At 61.6% G+C, this 24,944-nt stretch carries 22 protein-coding genes and 1 pseudogene; 2 read left to right on the top strand and 21 right to left on the bottom strand.

Annotated elements, in window-relative coordinates; all coding sequences use genetic code 11:
• Positions 1-3 precede the first annotated feature (3 nt).
• The 9 genes from CO657_RS08190 to CO657_RS08150 all read right to left on the bottom strand — a co-directional run bounded on the left by CO657_RS08190 (position 4) and on the right by CO657_RS08150 (position 8,807).
• Positions 4-585, bottom strand: a complete 582-nt coding sequence (locus CO657_RS08190) for a GNAT family N-acetyltransferase (RefSeq protein ID WP_054183187.1) — start codon at positions 583-585, stop codon at positions 4-6.
• Positions 586-587: 2 nt separating this feature from the next.
• On the bottom strand, positions 588-1,229 hold the full coding sequence (locus tag CO657_RS08185; RefSeq protein WP_054183188.1) for an SGNH/GDSL hydrolase family protein: 642 nt from the start codon (positions 1,227-1,229) through the stop codon (positions 588-590).
• A 19-nt stretch (positions 1,230-1,248) separates the two neighbouring features.
• A complete protein-coding gene (locus CO657_RS08180) occupies positions 1,249-2,589 on the bottom strand; it encodes a pyruvate dehydrogenase complex dihydrolipoamide acetyltransferase (RefSeq protein ID WP_054183189.1) in 1,341 nt (446 codons plus the stop codon).
• 15 nt (positions 2,590-2,604) lie between these two features.
• The gene (locus CO657_RS08175) at positions 2,605-3,990 is read right to left on the bottom strand and encodes a pyruvate dehydrogenase complex E1 component subunit beta (protein ID WP_012557562.1); all 1,386 of its coding nucleotides are present in this window, start codon (positions 3,988-3,990) and stop codon (positions 2,605-2,607) included.
• Positions 3,991-4,005: 15 nt separating this feature from the next.
• A complete protein-coding gene (gene pdhA, locus CO657_RS08170) occupies positions 4,006-5,052 on the bottom strand; it encodes a pyruvate dehydrogenase (acetyl-transferring) E1 component subunit alpha (RefSeq protein WP_003579069.1) in 1,047 nt (348 codons plus the stop codon).
• A 145-nt stretch (positions 5,053-5,197) separates the two neighbouring features.
• Complete coding sequence (locus tag CO657_RS08165; protein WP_003586657.1) at positions 5,198-5,518, bottom strand: FtsB family cell division protein; 321 nt, start codon at positions 5,516-5,518, stop codon at positions 5,198-5,200.
• Between the two features lie 135 nt (positions 5,519-5,653).
• Positions 5,654-6,928: a phosphopyruvate hydratase gene (gene eno / locus CO657_RS08160; RefSeq protein ID WP_003586659.1), complete on the bottom strand. Its 1,275-nt coding sequence runs from the start codon at positions 6,926-6,928 to the stop codon at positions 5,654-5,656.
• 140 nt (positions 6,929-7,068) lie between these two features.
• A complete protein-coding gene (gene kdsA / locus CO657_RS08155; RefSeq protein ID WP_003579065.1) occupies positions 7,069-7,914 on the bottom strand; it encodes a 3-deoxy-8-phosphooctulonate synthase in 846 nt (281 codons plus the stop codon).
• Positions 7,911-8,807, bottom strand: coding sequence for a VOC family protein (locus CO657_RS08150; RefSeq protein ID WP_054183190.1), 897 nt, complete (start codon positions 8,805-8,807; stop codon positions 7,911-7,913). The genes kdsA and CO657_RS08150 overlap by 4 nt, the downstream gene beginning before the upstream one ends.
• Positions 8,808-9,003: 196 nt before the next feature.
• Between CO657_RS08150 and lexA the strand changes: the two genes are divergently transcribed.
• Positions 9,004-9,723, top strand: a complete 720-nt coding sequence (lexA, locus tag CO657_RS08145; protein WP_003579060.1) for a transcriptional repressor LexA — start codon at positions 9,004-9,006, stop codon at positions 9,721-9,723.
• Here lexA and CO657_RS08140 read toward each other — a convergent pair.
• A pseudogene (locus CO657_RS08140) lies at positions 9,704-12,136 on the bottom strand (ComEC/Rec2 family competence protein). The gene lexA and the pseudogene CO657_RS08140 overlap by 20 nt on opposite strands.
• A 290-nt stretch (positions 12,137-12,426) precedes the next feature.
• On the opposite strand from CO657_RS08140, the gene gltA reads away from it, so the two are divergent.
• Positions 12,427-13,716: a citrate synthase gene (gltA, locus tag CO657_RS08135; RefSeq protein WP_003586663.1), complete on the top strand. Its 1,290-nt coding sequence runs from the start codon at positions 12,427-12,429 to the stop codon at positions 13,714-13,716.
• 42 nt (positions 13,717-13,758) lie between these two features.
• Here gltA and lpxB read toward each other — a convergent pair whose 3' ends face one another.
• From lpxB to pyrH, 11 genes are all read right to left on the bottom strand, one after another.
• The gene (gene lpxB, locus CO657_RS08130; RefSeq protein WP_054183191.1) at positions 13,759-14,928 is read right to left on the bottom strand and encodes a lipid-A-disaccharide synthase; all 1,170 of its coding nucleotides are present in this window, start codon (positions 14,926-14,928) and stop codon (positions 13,759-13,761) included.
• A complete protein-coding gene (locus tag CO657_RS08125) occupies positions 14,925-15,806 on the bottom strand; it encodes an LpxI family protein (RefSeq protein WP_012557555.1) in 882 nt (293 codons plus the stop codon). The genes lpxB and CO657_RS08125 overlap by 4 nt, the downstream gene beginning before the upstream one ends.
• A gap of 3 nt (positions 15,807-15,809) precedes the next feature.
• Complete coding sequence (gene lpxA, locus CO657_RS08120; protein ID WP_012557554.1) at positions 15,810-16,628, bottom strand: acyl-ACP--UDP-N-acetylglucosamine O-acyltransferase; 819 nt, start codon at positions 16,626-16,628, stop codon at positions 15,810-15,812.
• The gene (gene fabZ / locus CO657_RS08115; RefSeq protein ID WP_003586669.1) at positions 16,625-17,092 is read right to left on the bottom strand and encodes a 3-hydroxyacyl-ACP dehydratase FabZ; all 468 of its coding nucleotides are present in this window, start codon (positions 17,090-17,092) and stop codon (positions 16,625-16,627) included. Before fabZ ends, lpxA begins: the two co-directional genes overlap by 4 nt.
• Positions 17,085-18,149 (bottom strand): UDP-3-O-(3-hydroxymyristoyl)glucosamine N-acyltransferase, encoded by a 1,065-nt coding sequence (gene lpxD, locus CO657_RS08110; protein ID WP_003586670.1) that lies wholly within the window; start codon positions 18,147-18,149, stop codon positions 17,085-17,087. Before lpxD ends, fabZ begins: the two co-directional genes overlap by 8 nt.
• Before the next feature lie 50 nt (positions 18,150-18,199).
• Positions 18,200-20,539 (bottom strand): outer membrane protein assembly factor BamA, encoded by a 2,340-nt coding sequence (gene bamA / locus CO657_RS08105; RefSeq protein WP_003586671.1) that lies wholly within the window; start codon positions 20,537-20,539, stop codon positions 18,200-18,202.
• Between the two features lie 197 nt (positions 20,540-20,736).
• A complete protein-coding gene (gene rseP / locus CO657_RS08100) occupies positions 20,737-21,861 on the bottom strand; it encodes an RIP metalloprotease RseP (RefSeq protein ID WP_037073106.1) in 1,125 nt (374 codons plus the stop codon).
• A gap of 37 nt (positions 21,862-21,898) precedes the next feature.
• Positions 21,899-22,729: a phosphatidate cytidylyltransferase gene (locus tag CO657_RS08095; RefSeq protein WP_054183192.1), complete on the bottom strand. Its 831-nt coding sequence runs from the start codon at positions 22,727-22,729 to the stop codon at positions 21,899-21,901.
• Positions 22,729-23,472 (bottom strand): isoprenyl transferase, encoded by a 744-nt coding sequence (locus tag CO657_RS08090; protein WP_003586675.1) that lies wholly within the window; start codon positions 23,470-23,472, stop codon positions 22,729-22,731. The genes CO657_RS08095 and CO657_RS08090 overlap by 1 nt, the downstream gene beginning before the upstream one ends.
• Before the next feature lie 37 nt (positions 23,473-23,509).
• Positions 23,510-24,070: a ribosome recycling factor gene (frr, locus tag CO657_RS08085; RefSeq protein WP_054183193.1), complete on the bottom strand. Its 561-nt coding sequence runs from the start codon at positions 24,068-24,070 to the stop codon at positions 23,510-23,512.
• A 63-nt stretch (positions 24,071-24,133) separates the two neighbouring features.
• Positions 24,134-24,856 carry a UMP kinase gene (gene pyrH, locus CO657_RS08080; RefSeq protein ID WP_003573378.1) on the bottom strand — a complete coding sequence of 241 codons (723 nt, stop codon included), beginning with the start codon at positions 24,854-24,856 and terminating at the stop codon, positions 24,134-24,136.
• Positions 24,857-24,944: the final 88 nt, after the last annotated feature.

Raw genomic sequence — 24,944 nt, 5'->3', positions numbered from 1 at the left:
TTGTTATGCTGCGCTGCGGGTCATGAGCACCCACGCGTGGCTCTTGCTGTTTTCGAAGAGCGGCACGGCATCGGCGCGCGCAGCCTCCAGGAATCCGTTTCTTCCATAAAGCGACAAAGCCGCTTCGTTATCACTTGCGGTAATCAGGCTGACGGGTCGGCGATCGGCCCTGTCGATCTGATCCTCCAGCAGCCTGCGTCCGATGCCGATGCCGCGCAGGTGGCGATAGACGCCGAGACTGCCAATGAACCAGCTTCCCACAACCGTTTTCTGCAAGGCGAGCATCGGCTCGGTCGCCGGGATCGTCGCCTCGATATCACCTATGCCGTCCTCCAGCGCATGGCCGATCGCCACACCGGCGACCTCGCCGTAGGCCTCGGCGATGACGGAATCCCGCCAGCCGCCGACAGCTTCCTCTTCACTCATCTTCAGCCGGCCCCGCTCCAGCGGCGTGTCGCTGACGCCATTCGCTACATCGGCGCACCAGAGCCAGGAGGCAAAACCGTGCGATGCGATATCCGCCAGGATCGCCAGCTCCGAGGCATCCCGCCGTGAGGCCTGCCGCAGCGCGATGAAGGCGGTCATCGTCAGATCCCCAGCATCATCCGCACGATCGATTCCAGCCCGCGCCCGAGCGCCCGCGTATTCTCCGCATCGAGATGGATGCCATCGATCGGCGTGGTTCTGGAGACGGAATTGCCGTCGAAGAAACCGCAGCCGAGTTCGTCGGCAAGATCACGATAAAGCGTTGCAAGCTTTGCCGATTCGTCGATGCCGCCGGGAAAGGACGCGGCGAAGGGCACATTGCCCGTCGCGCAGATCGCCGGCGGCGCCACGATCAGGATCTCCGGCCCATCGAATTCGAAGGGCCAGGCATGATTGCGGATCAGCCGCACCAGCCGGCTGATGCCCTGGCAGGCGGCAAAGGCCGAACCGGCCACGACCGGCTTCATGTCATTGGTGCCGAGCAGGAGAATGACGAGATCGAGCGGCGCATGCGTCTGCAGGATCGTCGGCAGGACGCGCGCACCGTTGCGGTCGCAATCGGCGAGGTGGTCGTCGAATGCGGTGGTGCGACCGTTCAGCCCTTCGGCGATGACGCGCGCCTCGCTGCCGAGCGCTGCCTGAAGCACGCTCGGCCAGCGGTTTTTGTACTCATGACGGCCGATCGTGTCGGCGTCATAACCCCAGGTCAGCGAGTCGCCATAGCAAAGAACGGTCTTGGTCATTTCCGCCTCCGCCCAGCTATCAGACAAGCATGCCCATCGGGTTCTCGATGTAGCCCTTGAAGGCCTGGAGCAGCTCGGCGCCGAGCGCGCCGTCGACGCAGCGATGGTCGGTCGACAGCGTGACCGACATCACAGTGGCGATCGCCATTTCGCCGTTCTTGACGACGACCCGCTGTTCGCCGGCGCCGACCGCGAGGATCGTCGCATGCGGCGGGTTGACGACGGCGGCGAAGTTCTTGACGCCCATCATGCCCATGTTGGAGACCGAGCTGGTGCCGCCCTGATATTCCTCGGGCTTCAGCTTGCGGTCCTTGGCCCGCTTGCCGAGATCGCGCATCTCGTTGGAGATGACGGACAGCGTTTTCTGCTCGGCCTTGCGGATGATCGGGGTGATCAGGCCGCCGGGGATCGAGACGGCGACGCCGACATCGGCATGCTTGTGCTTGACCATGTTGGTGTCGGTCCAGGAGACGTTGGCATCCGGCACGTCGCGCAGCGCCAGCGCCATGGCCTTGATGACCATGTCGTTGACCGAGAGCTTGTAGGCCGGAGCATTGTCCTTGCGGGGGGCGGCGTCGTTCAGCTGGGCGCGCAGCGCCATCAGCGCATCGAGTTCGCAATCGACGCTGACATAGAAATGCGGGATCGTCTGCTTGGATTCGACCAGGCGCCGGGCAATCGTCTTGCGCATGCCGTCATGCGGCACGAGCTCGTAGGAGCCCGGCTCGAAGAGCTTGAGCACGGCGTCCTCGGAAGCGCCCTTCGGCGCTGCGGCCGGAGCCGGAGCGGCGGCGGCCTGCGGGGCGGCAGCGGCCGGCGCGGCGGCAGGTTTGGCGCCACCACCGGCAACGGCGGCTTCGACGTCGCTCTTGATGACGCGGCCGTGCGGTCCGGAGCCGGCGACAGCCGAAAGATCGATACCAGCTTCCTTGGCGAGCCTGCGAGCAAGCGGCGAAGAGAAGCTGCGGTTGCCGTTTGATGAAACCGCCGCAGGTGCGGCGGCAGGCGCCGGCGCTGCTGCCGGAGCAGGTGCAGCCTCGGCCTTCGGTGCGGGTGCGGCCTTGGCCTTCGCCGGAGCGGCGGAGCCCGCACCGCTTGCGGCAGCGGCGACATCTTCGCCATCGGCGGCGAGAACGGCGATCAGCGCGTTGACCTTGACACCTTCGGTGCCGGCGGCAACGACGAGCTTGGCGACTGTGCCTTCATCGACGGCTTCGACTTCCATCGTCGCCTTGTCGGTCTCGATCTCGGCGATCACGTCGCCAGACTTGACCGTATCGCCTTCCTTGACCAGCCATTTGGAAAGATTGCCTTCTTCCATGGTCGGAGAGAGGGCGGGCATCGTGATATTGATCGGCATCGAGATACCCTCCCCTTATTTATAGCAAACAGCCTTCACCGCATCGACGACTTCGCCGACGTTCGGAAGCGCCAGTTTTTCGAGATTGGCGGCGTAGGGCATCGGCACGTCCTTGCCCGCGATCGTCAGGATCGGCGCATCGAGATAGTCGAAGGCCTGCTGCATGACGCGGGTGGCGATTTCGGTGCCGACTGAAGATTGCGGATAACCTTCCTCGACAGTGACGAGGCGGCCGGTCTTCTTCACCGATTCGATCACGGTCGGGAGATCCATCGGGCGAATGGTGCGAAGGTCGATCAGTTCGACGTCGATGCCGATCTTTTCGAGTTCGGCAACCGCCTTCGTCGCATAGGTCATGCCGATGCCGAAGGAGACGACGGTGACATCCTTGCCAGAACGATGGATGCGGGCCTTGCCGATCGGCAGGACGAAATTATCGAGCTTCGGCACATCGAAATGCTGACCGTAGAGAATTTCGTTTTCCAGGAAGATGACCGGGTTCGGATCGCGGATCGCAGCCTTCAACAGGCCCTTTGCGTCGGCTGCCGTGTAAGGCATGACGACCTTCAGGCCGGGGATGGCGCTGTACCAGGCGGCATAATCCTGGCTGTGCTGGGCGCCGACGCGGGCGGCTGCACCGTTCGGGCCGCGGAAGACGATCGGAGCGCCCATCTGGCCGCCGGACATATAGAGCGTCTTGGCAGCCGAGTTGATGATGTGGTCGATCGCCTGCATGGCGAAGTTGAAGGTCATGAATTCGACGATCGGGCGAAGGCCGGCCATGGCGGCGCCGACGCCGACGCCGGCAAAGCCGTGCTCGGTGATCGGCGTATCGATGACGCGGCGGGGGCCGAATTCCTGCAGCAACCCTTGCGTGACCTTGTAGGCGCCCTGATATTCGGCGACTTCCTCGCCCATGACGAAGACATCTTCGCTGGCGCGCATTTCCTCGGCCATGGCGTCACGGAGCGCTTCGCGCACCGTCATCGACACCATTTCGGTGCCGGCCGGAATTTCCGGGTCATTCGGCACGACGGCCTTCGGCTCGGCCGGAAGCGGTGCGGAAGCCGAGCCGCTATTCGTCGGCTTTTCTTCCTGGGCAGCCTGAGGTGCGGCAGCAGCAGCCGGCTTGGCGGCGGAGATATCCGCGGCCGATTCGCCATCCTGCAGCAGCACGGCGATCTTGGTGTTGACCTTGACGCCTTCGGTGCCGGCATCGACGAGCAGCTTGCCGATGACGCCTTCGTCGACGGCTTCGACTTCCATCGTCGCCTTGTCGGTTTCGATTTCGGCAATGACGTCGCCAGAAGTGACCTTGTCACCTTCCTGCTTCAGCCATTTGGACAGCGTGCCTTCTTCCATGGTCGGAGAGAGGGCGGGCATGAGGATATCGATAGGCATGGGTTCCCTCCCCGATTAGAGCAGAATGTCGGTGTAGAGCTCGGATGCATCCGGCTCCGGATCGGCCTGGGCGAAGTCGGCGCTGTCGGCGACGATGTCGCGGACATCCTTGTCGATCGCCTTCAGATCGTCTTCGGAGGCCCAGCCCTTTTCGATGAGGCGCGCCTTGACCTGCTCGATCGGGTCCTGCTCGGAGCGCATCTTCTGCACTTCTTCCTTCGAGCGATATTTCGCCGGATCCGACATGGAGTGACCGCGATAACGATAGGTCAGCATTTCGAGAATTATCGGGCCCTTGCCGGAGCGGCAATGTTCGAGCGCCTCGTCAGCGGCCGCCTTGACGGCGCGAACGTCCATGCCGTCGACCTGGATGCCCGGGATGCCGAAGCCGGAGCCGCGCAGCGAGTAGTTCGACTGCGCGGTGGCGCGTGCCGTGGAAGTGCCCATGGCGTAACGGTTGTTCTCGACGATATAGACGATCGGCAGTTTCCAGAGAGCCGCCATGTTGAAGCTCTCGTAGACCTGGCCTTGGTTGGCAGCGCCATCGCCGAAATAGGCGATCGAGACATTGCCGTTGCCGCGGTAATGATTGGCAAAGGCAAGACCGGTTCCCAGCGAAACCTGGGCGCCGACGATGCCGTGGCCGCCGTAGAAATGCTTCTCTTTCGAGAACATGTGCATCGAGCCGCCCTTCCCGTGGGAATAGCCGCTGCGGCGGCCGGTCAACTCGGCCATGACGCCGCGCGCTTCCATGCCGGTTGCCAGCATGTGGCCGTGGTCGCGATAGGCGGTGATGACCTGGTCGCCTTCCTTCTGCGCCATCTGCATGCCGACGACGACAGCCTCCTGACCGATGTAAAGGTGGCAAAAGCCGCCGATGAAGCCCATGCCGTAAAGCTGGCCGGCCTTCTCCTCGAAGCGGCGGATCAGCAGCATCTCGCGATAGGCTTTGAGCTCCTCATCGCGATCGAAGTCGGCTACCGGGCCTCCATTCGATGCCTTGGCTGCCGGTTTTGCTGCAGTTTTGCGGCTGGAAACGGTCGCGGTCTTTCGCGGCGCCATTCAACCCTCCCTATGGGTTTGTCGTTTCTCGGTGACGCGTACCATAGGGAAGAAATAAGACCACAGCAATGCCATAATTGCATGGCTCGTATTCGGCGCTAAATTATTGGAAATACGACGAAAATTCCAATTAACCGAATTCCGGTTAATTGGAATAATGGTTGAATATGACGATCTCGTCCGCGCGCGACATATTGAGCTGATAGCGCGCTTTTTCGTCCAGCATATCCTTGTCGAGCGAGCCATCGCTCAGCAGCGCCACCTGATTTTCCAGATGTTCGCGCTTTGCCTTCAAGATCGCAAGCTCTTTTTCACGCGCGACACGCTGATGCTCGAACGTTTCCGTTGCGCGCAGTCCGTAATCGCCGTGAATGCAATGATAACCGAAGTAGGAAAGGAAGGCGACCGTCATGGCCGGAATGACGAAACGGCCGATCTTTCTCTTCTTATGATGCTTTGTCCACATACACGCATGCTCTTGAACGCATTACCAATTCGTTCAGCATAACGCTCAGAGATTAACCGTTCGTTGACCGTAAAAACGGGCAACAAAAAACCCGCGCTGGGAAGGCGCGGGTTACGTCGTTGAACGCAGATTCGATCAGCCGCGGATGATCGAGCGGCCGGCATACTGAGCCTGGGGCCCAAGGCCTTCCTCGATACGGATCAGCTGGTTGTACTTGGCGAGACGGTCGGAACGCGACAGCGAGCCGGTCTTGATCTGGCCGCAGTTGGTGGCGACCGCGAGGTCGGCGATGGTCGAATCTTCCGTTTCGCCGGAGCGGTGTGACATGACGGCGGTATAGGCTGCCTTGTGCGCGGTGTTGACCGCGTCGAGCGTTTCCGTCAGCGAGCCGATCTGGTTGACCTTGACGAGGATCGAGTTGGCGACGCCCATGCGGATGCCGTCGCGAAGACGGGCGGAGTTGGTGACGAAAAGATCGTCGCCGACGAGCTGGGTCTTCTTGCCGGTCAGGTCGGTCAGCGTCTTCCAGCCGTCCCAGTCGTCCTCGGCCATGCCGTCTTCGATCGAGATGATCGGGTACTTGGCGGCGAGCTCGGCCAGATATTCGGCCATGGCGCCCGATTCGAGCGTGCGGCCTTCACCTTCGAGAACATACTTGCCGTCCTTGAAGAACTCAGTCGAGGCGCAATCGAGGCCGAGGCACATGTCGTCGCCCGGCTTGTAGCCGGCTTTTTCGATCGACTTCATGATGAAGTCGAGGGCTTCTGGCGCGCTCTTCAGGCCCGGAGCAAAACCACCTTCGTCGCCGACATTGGTGTTGTGGCCCTGGGCGGCGAGTTCCTTGCGCAGCGTATGGAAGACTTCCGAACCCATCCGCACGGCTTCGGCGATCGTGTCGGCGCCGACCGGCAGGATCATGAATTCCTGGAAATCAATTGGATTGTCGGCATGGGCGCCGCCGTTGATGATGTTCATCATCGGCACCGGAAGCAGGCACGCGGACGCGCCGCCGACATAGCGGTAGAGCGGCAGGCCGGAGGCCTGGGCGGCAGCCTTGGCGACGGCGAGCGACACGCCGAGGATGGCGTTGGCGCCGAGGCGCGACTTGTTCGGCGTACCGTCGAGCTCGATCATGATGTTGTCGATCTGGATCTGGTTTTCGGCATCGATGCCGCCGATCGCGTCGAAGATCTCGGTATTGGCCGCATCGACCGCCTTCTGCACGCCCTTGCCGAGGTAGCGCTTGCCGCCGTCGCGCAGCTCGACCGCCTCATGCGCGCCCGTCGAAGCGCCCGAGGGAACGGCCGCGCGGCCCATGCTGCCGTCTTCGAGATAGACATCGACTTCGACGGTGGGGTTGCCACGGCTATCGAGAATCTCGCGGGCGATGATATCGGTGATTGCAGTCATGGGTTCTTCCTGCTCGGTGGGTGATCAATCGTTCGAAGCCTGTCATAATCGAAGGCGTGCAAATTACAATGGCGCATTGCACACCTTCGATCTGCATGTCTGATCGTCGCTATAGCACGAACATGTCAGGCTTTTGACTGTCAGCCCTTGGCGACGGCATCGAAGGCCAGCAGCTTTTCCAGCAGCCGCGGCATGTCCTTGAGATAGACCATGTTCGGGCCGTCGGACGGTGCATTGTCCGGGTCCTGGTGGGTTTCGACGAAGACGCCGGCAATACCGGTCGCTACCGCTGCGCGCGCCAGCGTTTCCACGAATTCCCGCTGCCCCCCGGAGGAATCGCCCTGCCCGCCCGGCTGCGCCACGGAATGGGTCGCATCGAAAACGACGGGGGCGCCCATCGACGCCATGATTGGCAGCGAGCGCATGTCGGAAACCAACGTATTATAGCCGAAGGAGGCGCCGCGTTCGCAGAGCAGCACGTTCGGATTGCCGCTGGCGTTGAGCTTCTTCAGCACGTTCTTCATGTCCCAGGGGGCGAGGAACTGGCCCTTCTTGACATTGACGGCACGGCCGGTCTCGGCGGCGGCGATCAGGAGGTCGGTCTGACGGCAGAGGAAGGCCGGAATCTGCAGGACATCGACCACCTTTGCCACTTCGGCGCATTGCTCGGCGGTGTGAACGTCGGTGAGGACCGGAAAGCCGAATTCCTTCTTGAGATCGGCAAAGACCTGCATGCCCTTTTCAAGCCCGATGCCGCGCTCGGCCGACAGCGAGGTGCGGTTCGCCTTGTCGAACGAACTTTTGTAGACGAGGCCGATGCCGAGCTTGGCGCAGAGCTCTTTGAGCGTCCCGGCAACCATGAAAGCGTGGTCGCGGCTCTCCATCTGGCACGGGCCGGCAATCAGCGACAGGCGGCCGGTATTGGAGAAGGTGACCTGACCTGCGCCCTCGCCGATCCTGACTTCAGAATTCGTATCAGTGCTCATCGTGTTTCCTCGAAGGCGAAGAGCGTGCCCTGCCCGGGCGCCGGCTTCACCAGAATGCGATTGTTCTTGCGCGTGTAGGTCACTCCGTTAGCAGCCAAATGCGCTTCTGTCACGGCAAGATCGGCGACAGTGAAGAGGATAGCCCGGCCGCGCAGGCCGCGGTCGGCGGATGAGACGGCGATCTCAAAATAAGCCTCCAGCCCTTCCGGCGTCATCAGGCTGATTTTCGCGTTCGGCGCGGCGATATTGACGCCGAAACTGGTTTTTTCGACGGCCGACTGTGCAGCGGCAAGGCCGACGAAGGCTGCGAATGCGGCGGGTTCCGGCGCGCAAAGCGCAATCTCGGCAATGCCTGTTACGCCATTGGCATGCGTCTCCAGCGCGCCGCGGTCGGACGGCAGCGGATTGATGCGCTCGACGCTGAAGAGGAAGAAATCCGGCGCGCGCAGCTCAGCGGCAAAGGCCAGCTTGAAGCCGGCGATGGTCTCGGACCCATCAGGCATTTTCATCGGCCGGCTGAACTGCAGCATCTCGCCGGCGCTCGATCCGCTGCCGGCGTAGTTGCGATGATCGCGGCCGGCATCGCTGGTGGCAAACGCCACCGCCGAAAGCCCCTCCTCGCCGCAACGGAAGCGGAAGGCGCGGTTGCGGGCGGTGAAGACATTGCCGTGTCGCGCCGACGCCTCGCTCTCTTCGACGCTGGCGATACCAAGCGGCTCCAGATAGGTCTTGTCGGCAAAGAAGACGCAGGCATTCTCCGTTCCGAAGGGATGGCGGGCATCGGCGGCAACGGTGAAGCCGAGCTTGCCGAGCCGTTCGCGGGCCAGATCGATATTGACGACGGGCAGCACGACATGATCCAGCGGGTGCGGTTTGGCGGAACGCTCGTTCATCATATCCCTCCCTCAAACGACAAGAGATGTGCGACAGCCCCACCCCCAATGCAAGACATGTGTGCCAATCCGGCGAATGAAAATAAAAATCTCAACGAGTTGGCGGCAAGTTTTACGGAAATTTAGCACCTTGCGGAACACATATGGAACATATAGTGTCTGTTCTGGATTTGTTTCAATCAGGGGTCACACGCCGATGCTCACGCGCAAACAACAGGAGCTTCTCCTTTTCATTCATGAGCGCATGAAGGAATCCGGCGTTCCGCCATCTTTCGACGAGATGAAGGATGCCCTGGATCTGGCCTCGAAATCCGGCATTCATCGCCTGATTACGGCGCTCGAAGAACGCGGTTTCATTCGCCGCCTACCGAACCGCGCCAGGGCGCTCGAGGTCATCAAGCTTCCCGAAGCCTATAGCCCCAGCATCCAGCCCCGGCGCGGCTTTTCGCCAAGCGTCATCGAGGGCAGCCTTGGCAAGCCCCAGCCGGCTGCTGCCCCCGCGCCTGCAAAACCCGTCGCCGACAACGGCAACTCGGTCTCGGTGCCGGTCATGGGCCGAATCGCTGCCGGCGTTCCGATCTCGGCGATCCAGAACAACACCCATGACATCGTTGTTCCCGCCGACATGCTTGGCTCCGGTGAACATTATGCGCTGGAGGTCAAAGGCGATTCGATGATCGACGCCGGCATCTTCGATGGCGACACGGTGATCATCCGCAACGGCAGCACCGCAAGCCCCGGCGACATCGTCGTTGCGCTCGTCGATGACGAGGAAGCGACACTGAAGCGCTTCCGCCGCAAGGGCGCCTCGATCGCACTTGAAGCGGCCAACCCGGCTTACGAGACCCGGATCTTCGGGCCGGACCGCGTCAAGGTGCAGGGCAAACTCGTCGGCCTCATTCGCCGCTATCACTGACACCGGACAGACCAGATTCGACAAAACTGTTGCTGCGCCAGTCATAGGCGCGCTGGCGCATCCACGGCCGCGACAGCGTTTCGAATGCGGTTGCGACCTCCAGGCCGGCATCCGCGAAACGCAACTCGACGGAACCGGTCCTGCGCAGCGTCTCACCGGTGAAGAGCGTCGCGCCTGAGCGGCAGCTGTTGAAACGCAGACGGACCGGCGTCACGACGATATCGGCCGAATCGCAGGCCGGACCGAGATAAGCGGCATTGTCGATGATGGTTACCACACGGCCATTGCCAAGCCTCGATGTGCACCAGGCCTTCTTGACGCAGGAAAAGCGGTTTGTTTCTCCGCCCGCGGCAGCCGCCCGCATTGCTGTCCTTGCTTCATTCTGCTGCTCGCGGGAAAGCCTGACGCGGCGGTCTTCTCCCTCCGGTGGGATAGCGGGGCCATCCAGCATTCTCGGCGGGTGATGCGTCGGCAGGACCAACGCTCTTTGCCACTGGTCGAAGATGAAATCCGGCGGGTTTTCACGATTGGAAGCCATTGCCGCCGTATCGACGAGCGCGACCAGACCGCCGTCCTCCGAAATCACCAGATCCGGCGGCCGCGGAACCGGCAGAATCAGCACCAGGAGCGTCGAGACTGCGAGGATCATTGTGCCGGCATGGCGCAGCCGGGTGCGGAGCAGCGTCAGCAGCAGGAAGCCTGCGACGGCGACGGCGAAATACCAGGCGGGCAAGCGGCCGACGCCGATATCGCCGCCCCAACCTGACACCGTCTTGGCGACTACGATCACCAGATCGAGGCCGAAGCCGACCACCTTCCAGAGCGGAGCGTCCAGACCGAACGGCATGAGCAACATCGCCAGCAGCCCGGCCGGCATGACGATGAAGGAGATGATCGGCATCGTCGCGAGGTTTGCCGGCAGGCCGTAAGCGGTCAGGCGATGAAAATGCTCGATCGAAAACAGCGCCGTGGAGAAGCCGCCGATCAGCGAGGTCAGGAAGACGCCGCCGAAGAAACCGGCGACCGCAACGACCGGCCGGAAGACCGGCAACTTCAGCCAGGCGTTTTCGCGGATGCGCCGGTCTTTCCACAGCTGATAACCCGATACCAATGCCAATGTCGCGGCAAAGGACATCTGGAAGCTCGGACCCAGGACTTCGGAGGGCGAAATGGCAATGATGACAAGGGCCGAGAGAACGACATTGCGCAGGCTGATCGACGGCCGATCGAAGAAGACGGCGATCAGCATGATGGCCATCATGATAAAGGCGCGTTCAGCCGAGACCCCGAAGCCGGAGATCAGGTAGTAAGCGGTGACGGCGATGAGCGCGCCTGCTGCGGCGATCTTCTTGGTCGGATAAGCCTGGGCAACGCCCGGAAAGAGGCTGAGCAGCATCCGGAAGCCGACGAAGAAGATGCCGGCCGACAGCGCCATGTTGAGGCCGGAGATCGCAACAATATGAGCAAGACCGGACTGGCGCAGCGCTTCCGTCGTCGCATTCGAGATGGCGCGCCGCTCGTCGGTCACCAGTGCAGCGGCAAAAGCGCCGGTATCGCCGGGCAGGATCGACCGAATGCGGTCGCCGATGCGGCTGCGCAGTTGGTAAAGCCATTCGAGCATTGCTTCCGATGTCGATCTTGCCGGCTACGGGCCTGCCTGCAGATCGGCTTTCTCCGGCGCGCCATAGAAGAAGCCGTTTGCGCCGATGCCGTCGAAGTAGGCACTGAAGGAGAAATCGTTGAGCTCGGGCAGCGCTGGGCCCGCCGGCGGCGTCAGCCGCGCCCTGCCGGTGATGATGTCGCCGATCTCGAAAGGTGTATCGGCGCCGCGGACGATCGCGGTGATGCGTCCCGGCCACCGCTTCAGCTCCGGCTTCTCCGTCCCGGTGACGGAAAGGATGTAGCGCCAGCGCCCACGGCCATCACCTTCCCGCCGTTCGACACGGCCGGTCACCGTCGTCGTCACGGATGAATCGAGCATCACGGTCGAAGCCCGCCAGCTCTCGAATTGGGCCGAGAGCATGCCGCAGGCGAAAAGCGCCAGCGCCATGAAGCTGGCCCGCAACACCGGCCGGCTGGGGCCGGCGACGAGAACCACGACCGCCGGCGTCGCCAGGCAGAGCAGCGATGCGATGAGGGGAAAATCCGACGGCGCCAGAAACCAGAAGGCCGCCCCGGCGCCGAGGAAGACCGGCGAGAACAGCAGCAGTCGGCCATGGTCGGTCTCCTCGCCCAGCATGCGGATTCCGGCACGCAGCGATTGCGAGGCCGCGGCCGGCAGCCGGTGGCGCAACGGCGTCGCGGACTGCGTCCTTGCCGGCCGATTCACCACCGCGGGCGCGGAAAAACCCTGGGAATCGGCCAGGCCGGCGCCCGCTTCCGGCCGCAATTCGACTGTCGTCAATTCCTCCATGCCCCGCCCAACATCGCCCGCACCTGCGGCCAGAATGCAACCTTCAATCAAAACGAGCAAGAATAATCGATTGAAATATGAGGGAAAATCGCCACCGCCAAAAGAGCAGTCGAATCATTGGCTTCCGCTATGCGCGCGGCTCATCGCTGCAGTGCCTAAAAGGTGATACCGCAATGCACAAAATGCCGTCGCGGTAACTTGGCATTAGCTTCGCGATCATATAGCTATCGGTGAGGACGCTTAACCCCTATGGCGCTTTTATGGCGCCACCGCCATTTCGGAGGATCAGCATGACGGATCAAAGCGCTACAATAAAAATCGGTGACAAATCTGTCGACCTAGCCGTCAAGAGCGGCACGATCGGCCCGAGCGTCATCGATATCGGTGCCCTCTACAAGAACACGGCTTCCTTCACCTACGATCCGGGTTTCACCTCGACCGCATCCTGTGAATCGAAAATTACCTATATCGACGGCGACGAAGGTGTGCTGCTGCACCGCGGCTATCCGATCGAGCAGCTGGCCGAGCATGGCGACTTCCTCGAAGTCTGCTACCTGCTGCTCTACGGTGAACTGCCGACCACCGCACAGAAGAAGGATTTCGATTATCGCGTCACGCACCACACCATGGTGCACGAGCAGATGAGCCGCTTCTTCACCGGTTTCCGCCGCGATGCGCATCCGATGGCCGTCATGTGCGGCTGCGTCGGCGCGCTGTCGGCTTTCTATCACGACTCCACCGACATCACCGATCCGCACCAGCGCATGGTCGCCAGCCTGCGTATGATCGCCAAGATGCCGACGCTTGCCGCCATGGCTTACAAGTACCATATCGGCCAGCCCTTCGTTTATCCGAAGAACGATCTCGACTACGCCTCGAACTTCCTGCGCATGTGCTTTGCCGTGCCTTGCGAAGAATATGTGGTCAATCCGGTGCTTGCCCGGGCCATGGACCGCATCTTCATCCTGCATGCCGATCACGAGCAGAACGCCTCGACCTCGACCGTCCGTCTCGCCGGTTCGTCGGGCGCCAACCCGTTTGCCTGCATCGCAGCCGGCATCGCCTGCCTCTGGGGCCCCGCCCATGGCGGCGCCAACGAAGCAGCGCTCAACATGCTGCATGAGATCGGCTCCGTCGATCACATTCCGGAATATATCGCCCGCGCCAAGGACAAGAACGATCCGTTCCGCCTGATGGGCTTCGGTCACCGCGTCTACAAGAACTACGATCCGCGCGCCAAGATCATGCAGAAGACGACGCATGAAGTGCTCGGCGAGCTCGGCATCAAGGACGATCCGTTGCTCGAAGTGGCGATGGAGCTGGAGCGCATCGCGCTCACCGACGAATATTTCATCGAAAAGAAGCTCTATCCGAACATCGATTTCTATTCCGGCATCACGCTGAAGGCGCTGGGCTTCCCCACGACCATGTTCACCGTGCTGTTCGCGCTTGCCCGCACCGTCGGCTGGATCGCCCAGTGGAACGAGATGATCGAGGATCCGGAGCAGCGCATCGGCCGTCCGCGCCAGCTCTATATCGGCGAACCGAAGCGCGACTACATCCCGGTTTCGAAGCGCTGATCGCTTCGGCCAATATATCGGCTAGAGAAGAAGAAAACCCGGTCAGAGACGACCGGGTTTTTTCTTGTTCAGCACCTCGAGCAGGATTTCGGCGGCATGTTCGCCAGGCGGTTTTTCCGTCTGCATGCGCTGCCAGATGAGATCATAGCCTTCCTTCATCGCCTTGAGCTGGTAGGTGTCGGCCGACAGCCTTTCCATCCAGCGGGCGAGGCTTGCGCCGCGAACGACGTCGTTCAGATATTCCGGCACGAGAGCGTAATCGGCGATAAGGTTCGGCAGTGCGCCAGTCCAAGTCTTGATGCTTGACGTCAGCAGACGCATGATCCAGTCGACTTTGTAGGCGGAAACGACAGGAACATCGGCAAGCGCCAGTTCAAGAATGACGGTTCCGGATGCAGCCATCGCCGCATCGGCTTCAGCGAAGGCCTTCCATTTAGCTTCAGCGCCGACAACGATCTCCGGCTTGACCGCCCATCCCGCCGTCAGTTGGCGGACGAGCGCTTGCCTGTGCGTCACCGTCGGCAGAACAAAGCGCGTCGCCCCATTGCGGGCGACAAGTTCGCTTGCCGCCACCTCGAAATGCGGCAGAAGCTTCTGGATTTCGGAGGAGCGTGAGCCGGGCAGAAGCAGGATTGGGCCGTTGCCGGGCTGCCTGCCGGCGCGCCGGCGCCGGGTCTCCAAGAGCGCGAGGTCGGCGGTCAGGCGATGGCCGACATAGGTGGTCGCCGGTCCGCCAAGGCGCTGCATCGCCGCCGGCTCGAAAGGCAGGACGGCGAGCACATGATCGACATAGTCGAGCATGCGCGTGGCGCGATATTCCTTCCAGGCCCAGACGCTCGGACAGACGTAATTGACGACAGGCAGATCGGGCAGCGCGGTGCGGACGCGCTTTGCGACGCGATGGGTGAAATCTGGGCTGTCGATAATGAGGAGGATGTCAGGCCTTGCAGCGACGATGGCAGCGGTGGTCCGGCGGATCAGGCTATACAGTTTTGGAAGCCGGCTCAGCACCTGGGTAATGCCCATGATCGACAGCTCGGAGAAATCGAACAGGGATCGCAAGCCCTCGGCCTGCAGCCCCTCGCCGCCGACGCCGACAAGTTCCAACGGTCCGGTGTGGACCCGCTTCAGGGCGGCGATGAGATCGGCGCCGAGCAGGTCACCCGATACCTCGCCGGCAATGACGGCGATCTTCAGCGGCGGCCCGTTCATTCGAGCCCCCATGCCGGCAGCCCGCGATCGATGCCGCAGACAAAGAGCCCTGCCTCGTCGGCGGCCTTGATGACGGCGGGGCGATCGAGCACCAGCGAGCGGCCGGCCTCCACAGCGATGCCGCCGAGACCGGCTTTTTTAGCGTTCAGGATGGTGGAAACGCCGATCGCCGGCAGGTCGGCGCGGATATCCTGCTGCGGCTTGCAGAGCTTGACGAGCGCGCCGCGGCGCCGCGGCGAGATGCGCCCGGCGGCTCTCAGACCCGCGACACGGTCCAGCATCTCATCCGTGCCCTCAAGACCCTCCAGCGCGACGACACGCCCGCCGATGCTGATAGCCCCCTGCCCGACATCAAGCCGGCCGAGCATGTCGGCGGCTTCGGCGGCGCGGCGGATATCGCGCCGGTCCTCCTCACTGGGCGTTGTCGCGCCAAGCGGACCGACAGAGGCAAGCAGATCGGGGGCAATTTCATGAGCGCCGACAACCCGGCGGCCGTTTCCCTCGATCAGCCGGATGACCATCTGCAGAACCGTGTCGTCGCCGCCGGAAAGCAGTGTGCGGATGGCGGCCGGCACTTTCATCAGAATACGCAGTGTCGGACGCACCTCGCGCCATTCCGGCCGGCGGGCGACGCTGCCCGACATCACGACACGGCCGACACCATAACGGCTGAGCAATCCATCTAGAGCTGCGAAATCGCCGATGCCGATGACGGCGTGGTCATAGTCTTCCCAGCGCCGGTCGCTTTCGTCCTTCAGGGCGACGATGACGGGATTTTCACCCGCCGCACGCGCGGCTTCGGCGACATAAGAAGGCAGAAGACCGCCGCCGGCAATGATCGCCAGCCGGCCCGCAGCGGTGTCGCCTGATAAAGCCACGGATCAGCCCTTCTGCCCCCGGGTCGGCGAGGACAGAGCGCGGTCGCTGTCGGCGGCGATGAAGTCGAGGATCTGGACCGCCTGCTCGCAATCAGCATATTCGTCGCGGATGGCGGCGGCGTTTTCGCGGACGGAGCCCGTTCCTTCGAAGATCGACTTATAGGCGCGGCGCACCCTGTGGATGACGGCGCGGTCGACACCGGCGCGGGTCATGCCGACGACATTGAGGCCGCTCAGCAGACCGGGATTGCCGTTCAGCATGCCGTAGGGAATGACGTCGTAACTCACGGCCGAAAGCCCGCCGACGAAGGCCTGACGGCCGACGCGGGTGAACTGGTGAACAGCCGAGCCGCCACCCAGGATGACGCGATCCTCGATGACGACATGGCCGGCGAGCATGACGTTGTTCGACATGATCACGTGATTGCCGACCTTGCAGTCATGCGCGACGTGGGAATTGGCAAGGAAAAGGTTGTTGTCGCCGACGATCGTCTGGCCGCCGAAATCGGCCGTGCCGGTGTTCATCGTCACGCCTTCGCGCATCGTGCAGTTGGCGCCAACCGAAAGCGTCGTCTCCTCGCCGCCGTGATGCACGCTCTGCGGATCGCCGCCGATGACGGCCATCGGAAAGATGCGCGTGCCCTTGCCGATCACGGTGCGGCCGGCGACAACAGCATGCGACAGGAGCTCGACGTTTTCATGCAGGACGACGTGCGGCCCGACATGGCAGAAGGGACCGATCTTGACGCCCTCACCGATCACAGCCCCGTCTTCGACGACGGCCATCGGATGAATGCGGGCGCTTTCGGCAATAGTGCTCATGCCTGTTCCTTACGAACGATCATTGCGCCGATATCGGCTTCGGCGACAAGGGCGCCGTCGACCTTGGCGTCGCAATGGAATTTCCAGATATTGCCGCGCTGCTTGTGCTTGGCGACATGGAATTCGACGCGGTCGCCAGGAACGACAGGCTTGCGGAAGCGGGCATTCTCGATGGTCATGAAGTAGACGAGGTTGCCGGGCTGGCCTTCCTTCTTGGCACAGATCGCACCCGCGGTCTGCGCCATACCCTCGATCAGGAGAACGCCAGGCATGATCGGAGCTTCCGGAAAATGACCGGTAAAATGCGGTTCGTTCACCGTGACATTCTTGATGCCGATCGCCGAGTTGTCGCCGTCGATCTCGATGATCTTATCGACCATGAGGAAGGGGTAACGATGCGGCAGCAGCTTCATGATCTCGATGATGTCCGCCGAAGAAAGCGTTGTCGTGGCTTCTTCAGTCATTTTCCTTGCCTCCAGGGTTCCGACCGCGCAACTTTGACTTGGACACTTGTTGTGCGGCCTCTCTCAGATAGTCTTTTAGCGGACGGGCCGGTACGCCGCCATATTGCCCGCCGGCGGCAAGATCGGTCATGATACCGCTTTTGGCAGCGATCTGCACGCCGTCACCGATCGTCACATGTCCCTTGATGCCGACCTGGCCGCCGATCTGCACGCCGTTGCCGATCTTCGTGCTGCCGGCGATGCCGACCTGCGCGACGATGGCGCAATGGCGTCCGATCTGAACGTTGTGGCCGATCTGTACCTGGTTGTCGATCTTGGTGCCTTCACCGATCACCGTATCATCCATGGCGCCGCGGTCGATCGTGGTGTTGGCGCCGATCTCGACCTTATCCTGGATGATCACCCGGCCGATCTGGACGATCTTGATCATGCCGCGCGGACCCGGCGCATAACCGAAACCATCCTGGCCAATGCGAACGCCGTTATGGATGATGACGCCGTTGCCGATCAGCGCGCAGAGAATGCTGGCGCCGGCTGCGATCGAACAATCGCGGCCGATCTTGACGCCTGGACCGATGAGGCTATGTGCGCCGATGCGGGTACCCTCGCCGATCTCGGCATGCGCGCCGATGACGGCCAACGGCTCGACGATCACGCCCTTTTCAAGCCTGGCGCTCGGATCGATCACCGCGCTCGGCGCGATCTCGCCTTCACCCGAAAAGACCACAGGACGCAATGCGGCGGGATAAAACAGGCCGCCCGCCATCGCGAAGGCGGCGTGCGGATTGGACGACAGGATGATCGGGATATGCGGGGGGACGAGATCGGCGAGCGCCTTGTCGCAGATCACCGCCGAGGCTTCGCATGTCGCCAGTTCATCGCGGTTGCGACGCGACAGGATATAACAGACATCACCGGCGCGCGCCCGGTTGATCGGGGCCACGGATCGGACGACGATATCGGCATGGTCGGAATTGGCGAGTTCCGCCCCAAGAAACTCTGCCAGCTCAGCGAGCTTCAGACCTTCATGGGGCAGAAAAAAAACGTTTTGCTCCATCGGCAATGCTCCAGAACGGAATTGAGTCTTACAGTTCCGGACTGCCGATATCAGAATTGGTTGTTGATGCCAAACTTGAAGTTCTGCGTCTTGTCGAAGTCTTCCTTGAGAACCGGGATCGCGTAATCCAGGCGCAATGAACCGAAGGGAGACTGCCAGACGACGCCGACGCCGACGGAAGCGCGCAGAGAGGCATCTTCGCCGTCAATGCCGTCGCCCCTCAGGTCAACGTCATTGCCGAACAGCGTGCCGGCATCGGCGAAGACCGCGCCGCGCAGGTTGAAGTCACGCGGGAAGCCCGGCATCGGGAAGGTCGCTTCGGCCGAAGCGGTGAAATACGTCGTACCACCCAGCGGATCGTCATTGGTGCCGGAAACGCGCGGGCCGATGCCCTTGTTTTCAAAGCCACGAATATCGCCGTTGGTCAGGGTGAACTGATCGAAGACATTCAGATGGTCGCCGAGGCCGATGACATAACCCGCCGAAGCAGAAACCGAGCCGATGATATCGGCATCGTCAGCGAGCAGACGGTAATAACGGGCCTTGCCGTAGATCTTGTAGAACTGCGAGTCGCCGCCGAGGCCGGCCAGTTCCTGCGTCGCCGTCGCGTAGATGCCTTCGCGCGGCAGGACGGTGTCATCCAGCGTGTTGTAGGTCAGCGTCTGCGAGATCGAAGAGCGCGTCCACGGGCTGTCTTCAACGAGGTGCTGATACGGAGCTGACAGATCGGAAAGATCGCTGCTGTCCGCATCATACTTCATCTGCTTGTAGTTATAGCGGAAGGTCGTCGCCAGGTCTTCGGTGATCGGCGCGGTGACGCGCAGGACGACGCTGGTTTCCTCGTAGTCGTAATTGTCGTTGCTCGACGTTTCGCTGTGGTTGACGTCGAAGCCTGCGGCCAGACGATAGCCGAGGAAATAGGGCTCGGTGAAGCTGACGCCGTAGGCGCGCGAACCTTCCTGACCGCCGCCGGCCGAGATGCGGATGTACTGACCGCGGCCGAGGAAGTTCTTTTCTTCGATGGAGGCTTCAAGCAGCAGGCCATCGCCGCCGGCGGCATAACCGGCGCCGACACCGAACGAACCTGTGGACTGATCCTGCACGTCGACGACCACCACGACGCGATCCGGCGAGCTGCCCGGCTGGGTGGAGATGTTGACGGAGGAGAAGTAACCCAGCGCTTCGAGGCGGCGCTTGGCCTTGGTGATCATCTGCTGGTTGAAGGCGTCGCCTTCGCTCATATCGAATTCGCGGCGGATGACGTAGTCGCGCGTGCGGCTGTTGCCACGGATTTCGATACGCTCGACATAGGCGCGCTCGCCCTGGTCGACCAGATATTCGACACCGATCGTATTGTTGTTGAGGTCGCGGTTACCGCGCGGCGTGACGCGCGCAAAGGGATAACCGGCAGATGCGACCTGATCGGAGATCGCCTCGATCGACTTCTGCACTTCCTTGGCGTTGTAGACATGACCTTCGTGGGTGCGCACGAGCGGCTGCAGCTGCTCGGAGCCGACGCCTTCAACGGTCGACTGGACGGTCACCGGACCGAAGTCGTAACGCTGGCCTTCCTCGATATTGAAGGTGAGCGTGTATTTGTTGGTCGCGTCGTCGAAGGTGGCATCGGAAGAGACGATGCGCATGTCGGCATAGCCACGATTATAATAGAACTGGCGCAGCGCTTCCTCGTCGGCATGGAGCTTGTCTTCGTTATAGACATCCTTGCGGGTCAGGAACGACAGGAAGTTCGAACGCTTGGTGTTGATGACAGCAGCCAGGCGGCCGGCGCTGTAGGCATTGTTGCCGACGAAGTTGATCGAATCGATCTTAGTGCGATCGCCTTCGTTGATGACGAAGGCCAAGTTGACGCGGCCTTCACCGAGCGGCACGACCTGCGTCGTGACTTCAACTTCGCTGCGGCCGGTGGCGGCGTAGGCTTCCTTGATCGACTGAATGTCGGACTGGATCTGGGTGTCGCTGTAGGGGCCGGCAGCATGCGTCTGGACGATGGTCGCGAGCTTGTCGTCCTTGATCTTGCGATTGCCGTTGAAGACGACCTGATTGACGAGCTGGGCTTCCTGGACGTTGACGACAAGCGTGCTTCCGGAGACCGAGATCTTCACGTCGGAGAAGTAACCCGTCCCGTAGAGCTGCTTGACCGATTCATCGATATCGGTGTTCGAAAAGCTCTTTCCGGGAGCGATGGTGAGGTTCGACCGGACCGCTTCCGCGCCGACGCGGCTTGCGCCGCGCACATCAATGCGCTGGATGACCGCGGCCTCGGCGGCGGTAGCGGAAACGAACGTCAAAGCACCTGCGCCCGAAGCAACAACACTAGCAGACAGCGCAACCGCCGATACTGCGTTCAAAAACTTTGAACCAGCCTTCATTTCACCTATTACCTTTTTTTCCCTCGTCCCCGGCCTCAGGAAAACCCGATTCCGGTCACGTGTGTCGTTTTACCCGCTTTTGACATACAAGCAAGGGAGGTCGTTAATTTCTGTTTACTTCATTTCGAAGCGTGACCCATTCGCCACTACAGCCTTGAAACATCGTAAATAAATAGTAATTCCCTTGCTTTGCGCGTTTACCCTCTGATCGCGCCAACGTCGTTCCAGGTCGTGAAAACCATCAATGTTAGTATCATGGCCAAGCCAATGCGAAATGCGATTTCCTGAGCCTTGGCGCCCAGCGGTTTTCCTCTGACCGCTTCCACCGCATAGAACATCAGGTGGCCGCCATCAAGTACCGGAACCGGCATCAGGTTAAGCAATCCTATCGAAACTGAAAGCATGGCGGCAAGCTGCAACACTGCCCCTATCCCAAGCGAAGCCATCTGGCCCGAGGCTTGCGCAACGCGGATCGGCCCACCCAGTTGATCGGCCCGCATCGTACCGCGGAAAATATTGCCGATATATTTGAATGTGCCGGTGACGATATCCCGGGTTTCGATCACACTTTCGCGCAGCGCCTGGAGCGGCGTGTACGTCTGCAGGCGGAAATTGCCGACTTCCTTGCTGGTGACGATACCGATCTGGCCGACTTCGATCTTGTTGCCGAACTGGTCGGTCCTGTCGACGCGTTGCGGCACCATCGGCAAGTCCAGCTTCTGGCCGCCCCTCTCGATGGTGACCACGATCTGCTGGCTCGGTCGGATGGCGACATAGCGGCGCACGTCGTCGAAGGTCTCGACCTTGCCGCCGTCGATGGCGACCAGGAGATCGCCCGGAAGGATGCCGGCGGCCGCCGCCACACCATCCGGCGTGACTTCGGAAACGACGGGATCGGCGACCGAACGGCCGTAGATCGAGAAAAGAAGGGTAAAGATGGCAATCGCCAGCAGGAAATTGGCGATCGGGCCGGCTGCGACCGTCGCTGCACGTTTCCACAGCTTTGCCCCGGCAAAGGAGCGCGCCCTGTCCTCTTCGGACATGGCGGCGAGCTTGTCGCTGTCGGGCTTGCTCGAGGCGTCCTCGTCACCAAAGAACCGGACGTAACCGCCAAGCGGGATCACCGAGATCTTCCAGCGTGTTCCGTGGCGGTCGTTGAAGCCGAATATCTCGGGACCGAAACCGACGGAAAAGGCAAGGATGCGGATGCCGCTCCAGCGCCCGACGAGGTAGTGGCCCATCTCGTGCACGAAGACGAGCAGCGAGAGCACGAGGATGAAGGTGACGATATTCCCCATCAGGAATGTGTATATATCGGCCATCACTTCTATCAGTTCCTTCCGTCAGGCTGCCGCGTCATCAAAGGCCGAACAAGGCCGCGCCGAGCGACGTCATCGCAGTCCCCTTTATCAGGGAAAATAATCCAGCTAGCAAGAACGCCGAAAAACAGGCGAAAATCAGTCCGTCGACACGGTCCATGACGCCGCCATGACCAGGAATGAGACGGCTTGAATCCTTGACACCGAATTTCCGCTTGATGAAGGATTCAAACAGATCTCCCGACTGGCTGCAAACCGAGAGAACGAGTGCCGCAACGGCAGCGATGATTTCAGTGCCAGGAAGGAGAAAGTGGATGAGTACGACGCCGGCTACGACCGCCGAAACGGCGCCGCCGATTGCCCCCGACCATGTCTTTCCCGGCGAGATCGAAGGGGCAAGCTTCGGTCCGCCAAGCGCCCTGCCGACGAAATAAGCAAGGATGTCGGTTGCCCAGACGACGGCAAAGACGAAGAGCATGGCATAAAGGCCGGGCCGGTCATCACCTCTGATCGCGGCGAGCGCGAGGCCCGTGGCACCGGCATAAAACAGGCCCACCGGCAACCAGCGGCTGGTGCCGTGTAGGATGATCAGCGCTATGCCGACGGCGGTGACACCAGCCAGCATGCCGGCTGCGAATTCGAAACTGCCGACAAGCAGGAGGAAGGCAATCGCCGCCTGACCGATCCAGCCGACGGCATTGGCGACCCAATCACGCGCGACGCCGGTTATTGTCGACCATTCATAATAGATCAGCAGGCCGATCACGGCCGCCAGGATGCGGAAGGCAAATCCGCCATACCAGGTGGCGGCAAGAACGATCACCGCAAGAATCAGGCCTGAAACGATGCGGAGCTTCAATTCCTGCTGCATCAGGTGCCGACCGCGGCTGCCTGCGACGACAGGCCGCCGAAGCGTCGGTCGCGGGAGGCGAATTTCTCCAGCGCCGAGCGGAAGATCTCGGGGCTGAAATCCGGCCAATATTCCGGAACGAAGATGAATTCCGAATAGGCGGCCTGCCAGAGGAGGAAGTTGGAAAGCCGCTCCTCGCCGCTGGTGCGGATGATGAGGTCCGGATCGGGAATACCGGCCGTATCGAGACGCGCGTTGATCAGCGAGGGCGTGATATCCTGCGCCCTCAGGCGGCCGGCCTCGACGTCCCTCGCCAGGCTCACCACAGCCCGCGAGATCTCGTCGCGCGAGCCGTAGTTGAAAGCGATGACCAGCGTCAGCGCCGTATTGTCCTTGGTCGTTTCCTCCGCCTCGAGCAGCAGGCCGAGAATGTCGTTGCGCAGGCTGTGGCGGTCGCCGATCACCTTGATCCGCACATTCTGGCGATGAAGCTCGGCAAGGTCACGCCGGATGAAAGCCTTGAGCAGACCAAGCAGGTCGGAGACCTCGGCCTCCGGCCTGCGCCAGTTCTCCGAGGAGAAAGCAAAGAGGGTCAGATATTTTATGCCGGCCGCGCCGGCGGCGCGCACTGTCTCGCGGACCGCCTCGACGCCCTTGCGATGGCCCATCGTGCGCGGCAGGCCGCGCTGCTTGGCCCAACGGCCATTGCCGTCCATGATGATGGCAACATGCTCTGGCACAGTCACAAATACAGATTCCGACATTTCCCGTCCGGTCTTTCCAGGCAAAGGCACAGATCCACTAGACCTGCATGATTTCCTTTTCCTTCTCGCCAAGCAAGCGGTCGATTTCGGAAATCGTCTCGTCGGTCATCTTCTGTACACGTTCCGACTGCGCCCTGCCCTCGTCCTGGCCGATTACGCTATCCTTTTCGGCCTTCTTAAGGCCGTCCATACCGTCACGGCGAACATGGCGAATCGCGACCTTGCTCTTTTCGGCATAATCATGAGCCACCTTGACGAGCGACTTGCGGCGCTCCTCGTTCAGTTCGGGCAGCGGAATGCGCAGGCTCTGGCCGTCGACGATCGGGTTGAGGCCGAGATTGGATTCGCGAATGCCGCGCTCGACGGCGCTGACCATCGACTTGTCCCAGACGGAAACCGACAGCATGCGCGGCTCGGGCACGGTGATGTTGGCGACCTGGTTCAGCGGCATGCGCGAACCATAGGCCTCGATCGTGACCGGATCGAGGATGTTGGCCGAAGCGCGGCCGGTGCGCAGCGATGCGATGTCGCTCTTGAATGCGGAAACCGCGCCGTCCATGCGGCGCTTCAGTTCCTTGATGTCGATACCTTCAGTCATGTCGATGCTCCCGTATAAAGCGCGTCGCGATGGCTGCGCCTGACAAAGGCGGCGCAGTCTATATCAGTTGTCGGAGACGATGGTCTTGAGGCCACCGCCCGTCAGGATTTCAGCAAAACCGCCTTTCTCGTGGATCGAGAAGACGATGATCGGAATGGAATTCTCCCGGGCGAGCGCCACGGCGGCAACGTCCATTACCGCAAGCCCCCTGTCCAGCACTTCCTGGTGCGTCAGGCGGTCGAGCCGGGTCGCATCGGGATATTTCTTCGGGTCGGCGGTGTAGATGCCGTCCACCTGCGTGCCCTTGAAGATCGCTTGCGCGCCCATTTCGGCGGCGCGCAGCGCTGCGGCCGAATCGGTGGTGAAGAAGGGGTTGCCGGTGCCGCCGGCAAAGATCACCACACGTCCCATCGAGAGGTGATAGAGGGTCGCGCGCTGCGAAAAGCTTTCGCAGATCTCGGGCATGGAGATGGCCGAAAGTACCACCGTATCGATGTTGAGCTTGCGCAGCGAGGTCGCCAGCGCCAGCGCATTGATGATGGTGCCGAGCATGCCCATGTGGTCGCCGGTGACCCGGTCACCGCCCTTGGATGCGACCGCGACACCGCGGAAAATATTGCCGCCACCGACGACGACGCCGACTTCCACGCCCATATGCCTTGCTTCGGCGATATCGGATGCAATGCGGTCCGCCACCGCAACATCGATCCCGAAACCCTGGCTACCCATGAGCGCTTCGCCGGAAGCCTTGAGTAGAACGCGTTTATAGACAGGCTCTAAAGACATCTTGGCTCCTCGTAAATTGCCGTGAATGCCCGATACACGAAGGGCACCGCGTTGTCACGCGATGCCCCTGTTGTTTTCCCAATTATGG

Source organism: Rhizobium acidisoli (assembly GCF_002531755.2).
Classification (GTDB): domain Bacteria; phylum Pseudomonadota; class Alphaproteobacteria; order Rhizobiales; family Rhizobiaceae; genus Rhizobium; species Rhizobium acidisoli.
The sequence above is the reverse complement of the archived record's forward strand: the minus strand, read 5'-3'. Positions and strand labels throughout refer to the sequence as shown.

Excerpts from the sequence above, each read along its gene's own strand:
- CO657_RS08190 (WP_054183187.1), bottom strand. The coding sequence starts at position 585 with ATGACCGCCTTCATCGCGCTGCGGCAGGCCTCACGGCGGGATGCCTCG.
- CO657_RS08185 (WP_054183188.1), bottom strand. The coding sequence starts at position 1,229 with ATGACCAAGACCGTTCTTTGCTATGGCGACTCGCTGACCTGGGGTTAT.
- CO657_RS08180 (WP_054183189.1), bottom strand. The coding sequence starts at position 2,589 with ATGCCGATCAATATCACGATGCCCGCCCTCTCTCCGACCATGGAAGAA.
- CO657_RS08175 (WP_012557562.1), bottom strand. The coding sequence starts at position 3,990 with ATGCCTATCGATATCCTCATGCCCGCCCTCTCTCCGACCATGGAAGAA.
- pdhA (WP_003579069.1), bottom strand. The coding sequence starts at position 5,052 with ATGGCGCCGCGAAAGACCGCGACCGTTTCCAGCCGCAAAACTGCAGCA.
- CO657_RS08165 (WP_003586657.1), bottom strand. The coding sequence starts at position 5,518 with ATGTGGACAAAGCATCATAAGAAGAGAAAGATCGGCCGTTTCGTCATT.
- eno (WP_003586659.1), bottom strand. The coding sequence starts at position 6,928 with ATGACTGCAATCACCGATATCATCGCCCGCGAGATTCTCGATAGCCGT.
- kdsA (WP_003579065.1), bottom strand. The coding sequence starts at position 7,914 with ATGAGCACTGATACGAATTCTGAAGTCAGGATCGGCGAGGGCGCAGGT.
- CO657_RS08150 (WP_054183190.1), bottom strand. The coding sequence starts at position 8,807 with ATGAACGAGCGTTCCGCCAAACCGCACCCGCTGGATCATGTCGTGCTG.
- lexA (WP_003579060.1), top strand. The coding sequence starts at position 9,004 with ATGCTCACGCGCAAACAACAGGAGCTTCTCCTTTTCATTCATGAGCGC.
- gltA (WP_003586663.1), top strand. The coding sequence starts at position 12,427 with ATGACGGATCAAAGCGCTACAATAAAAATCGGTGACAAATCTGTCGAC.
- lpxB (WP_054183191.1), bottom strand. The coding sequence starts at position 14,928 with ATGAACGGGCCGCCGCTGAAGATCGCCGTCATTGCCGGCGAGGTATCG.
- lpxA (WP_012557554.1), bottom strand. The coding sequence starts at position 16,628 with ATGAGCACTATTGCCGAAAGCGCCCGCATTCATCCGATGGCCGTCGTC.
- fabZ (WP_003586669.1), bottom strand. The coding sequence starts at position 17,092 with ATGACTGAAGAAGCCACGACAACGCTTTCTTCGGCGGACATCATCGAG.
- lpxD (WP_003586670.1), bottom strand. The coding sequence starts at position 18,149 with ATGGAGCAAAACGTTTTTTTTCTGCCCCATGAAGGTCTGAAGCTCGCT.
- bamA (WP_003586671.1), bottom strand. The coding sequence starts at position 20,539 with ATGAAGGCTGGTTCAAAGTTTTTGAACGCAGTATCGGCGGTTGCGCTG.
- rseP (WP_037073106.1), bottom strand. The coding sequence starts at position 21,861 with ATGGCCGATATATACACATTCCTGATGGGGAATATCGTCACCTTCATC.
- CO657_RS08095 (WP_054183192.1), bottom strand. The coding sequence starts at position 22,729 with ATGCAGCAGGAATTGAAGCTCCGCATCGTTTCAGGCCTGATTCTTGCG.
- CO657_RS08090 (WP_003586675.1), bottom strand. The coding sequence starts at position 23,472 with ATGTCGGAATCTGTATTTGTGACTGTGCCAGAGCATGTTGCCATCATC.
- frr (WP_054183193.1), bottom strand. The coding sequence starts at position 24,070 with ATGACTGAAGGTATCGACATCAAGGAACTGAAGCGCCGCATGGACGGC.
- pyrH (WP_003573378.1), bottom strand. The coding sequence starts at position 24,856 with ATGTCTTTAGAGCCTGTCTATAAACGCGTTCTACTCAAGGCTTCCGGC.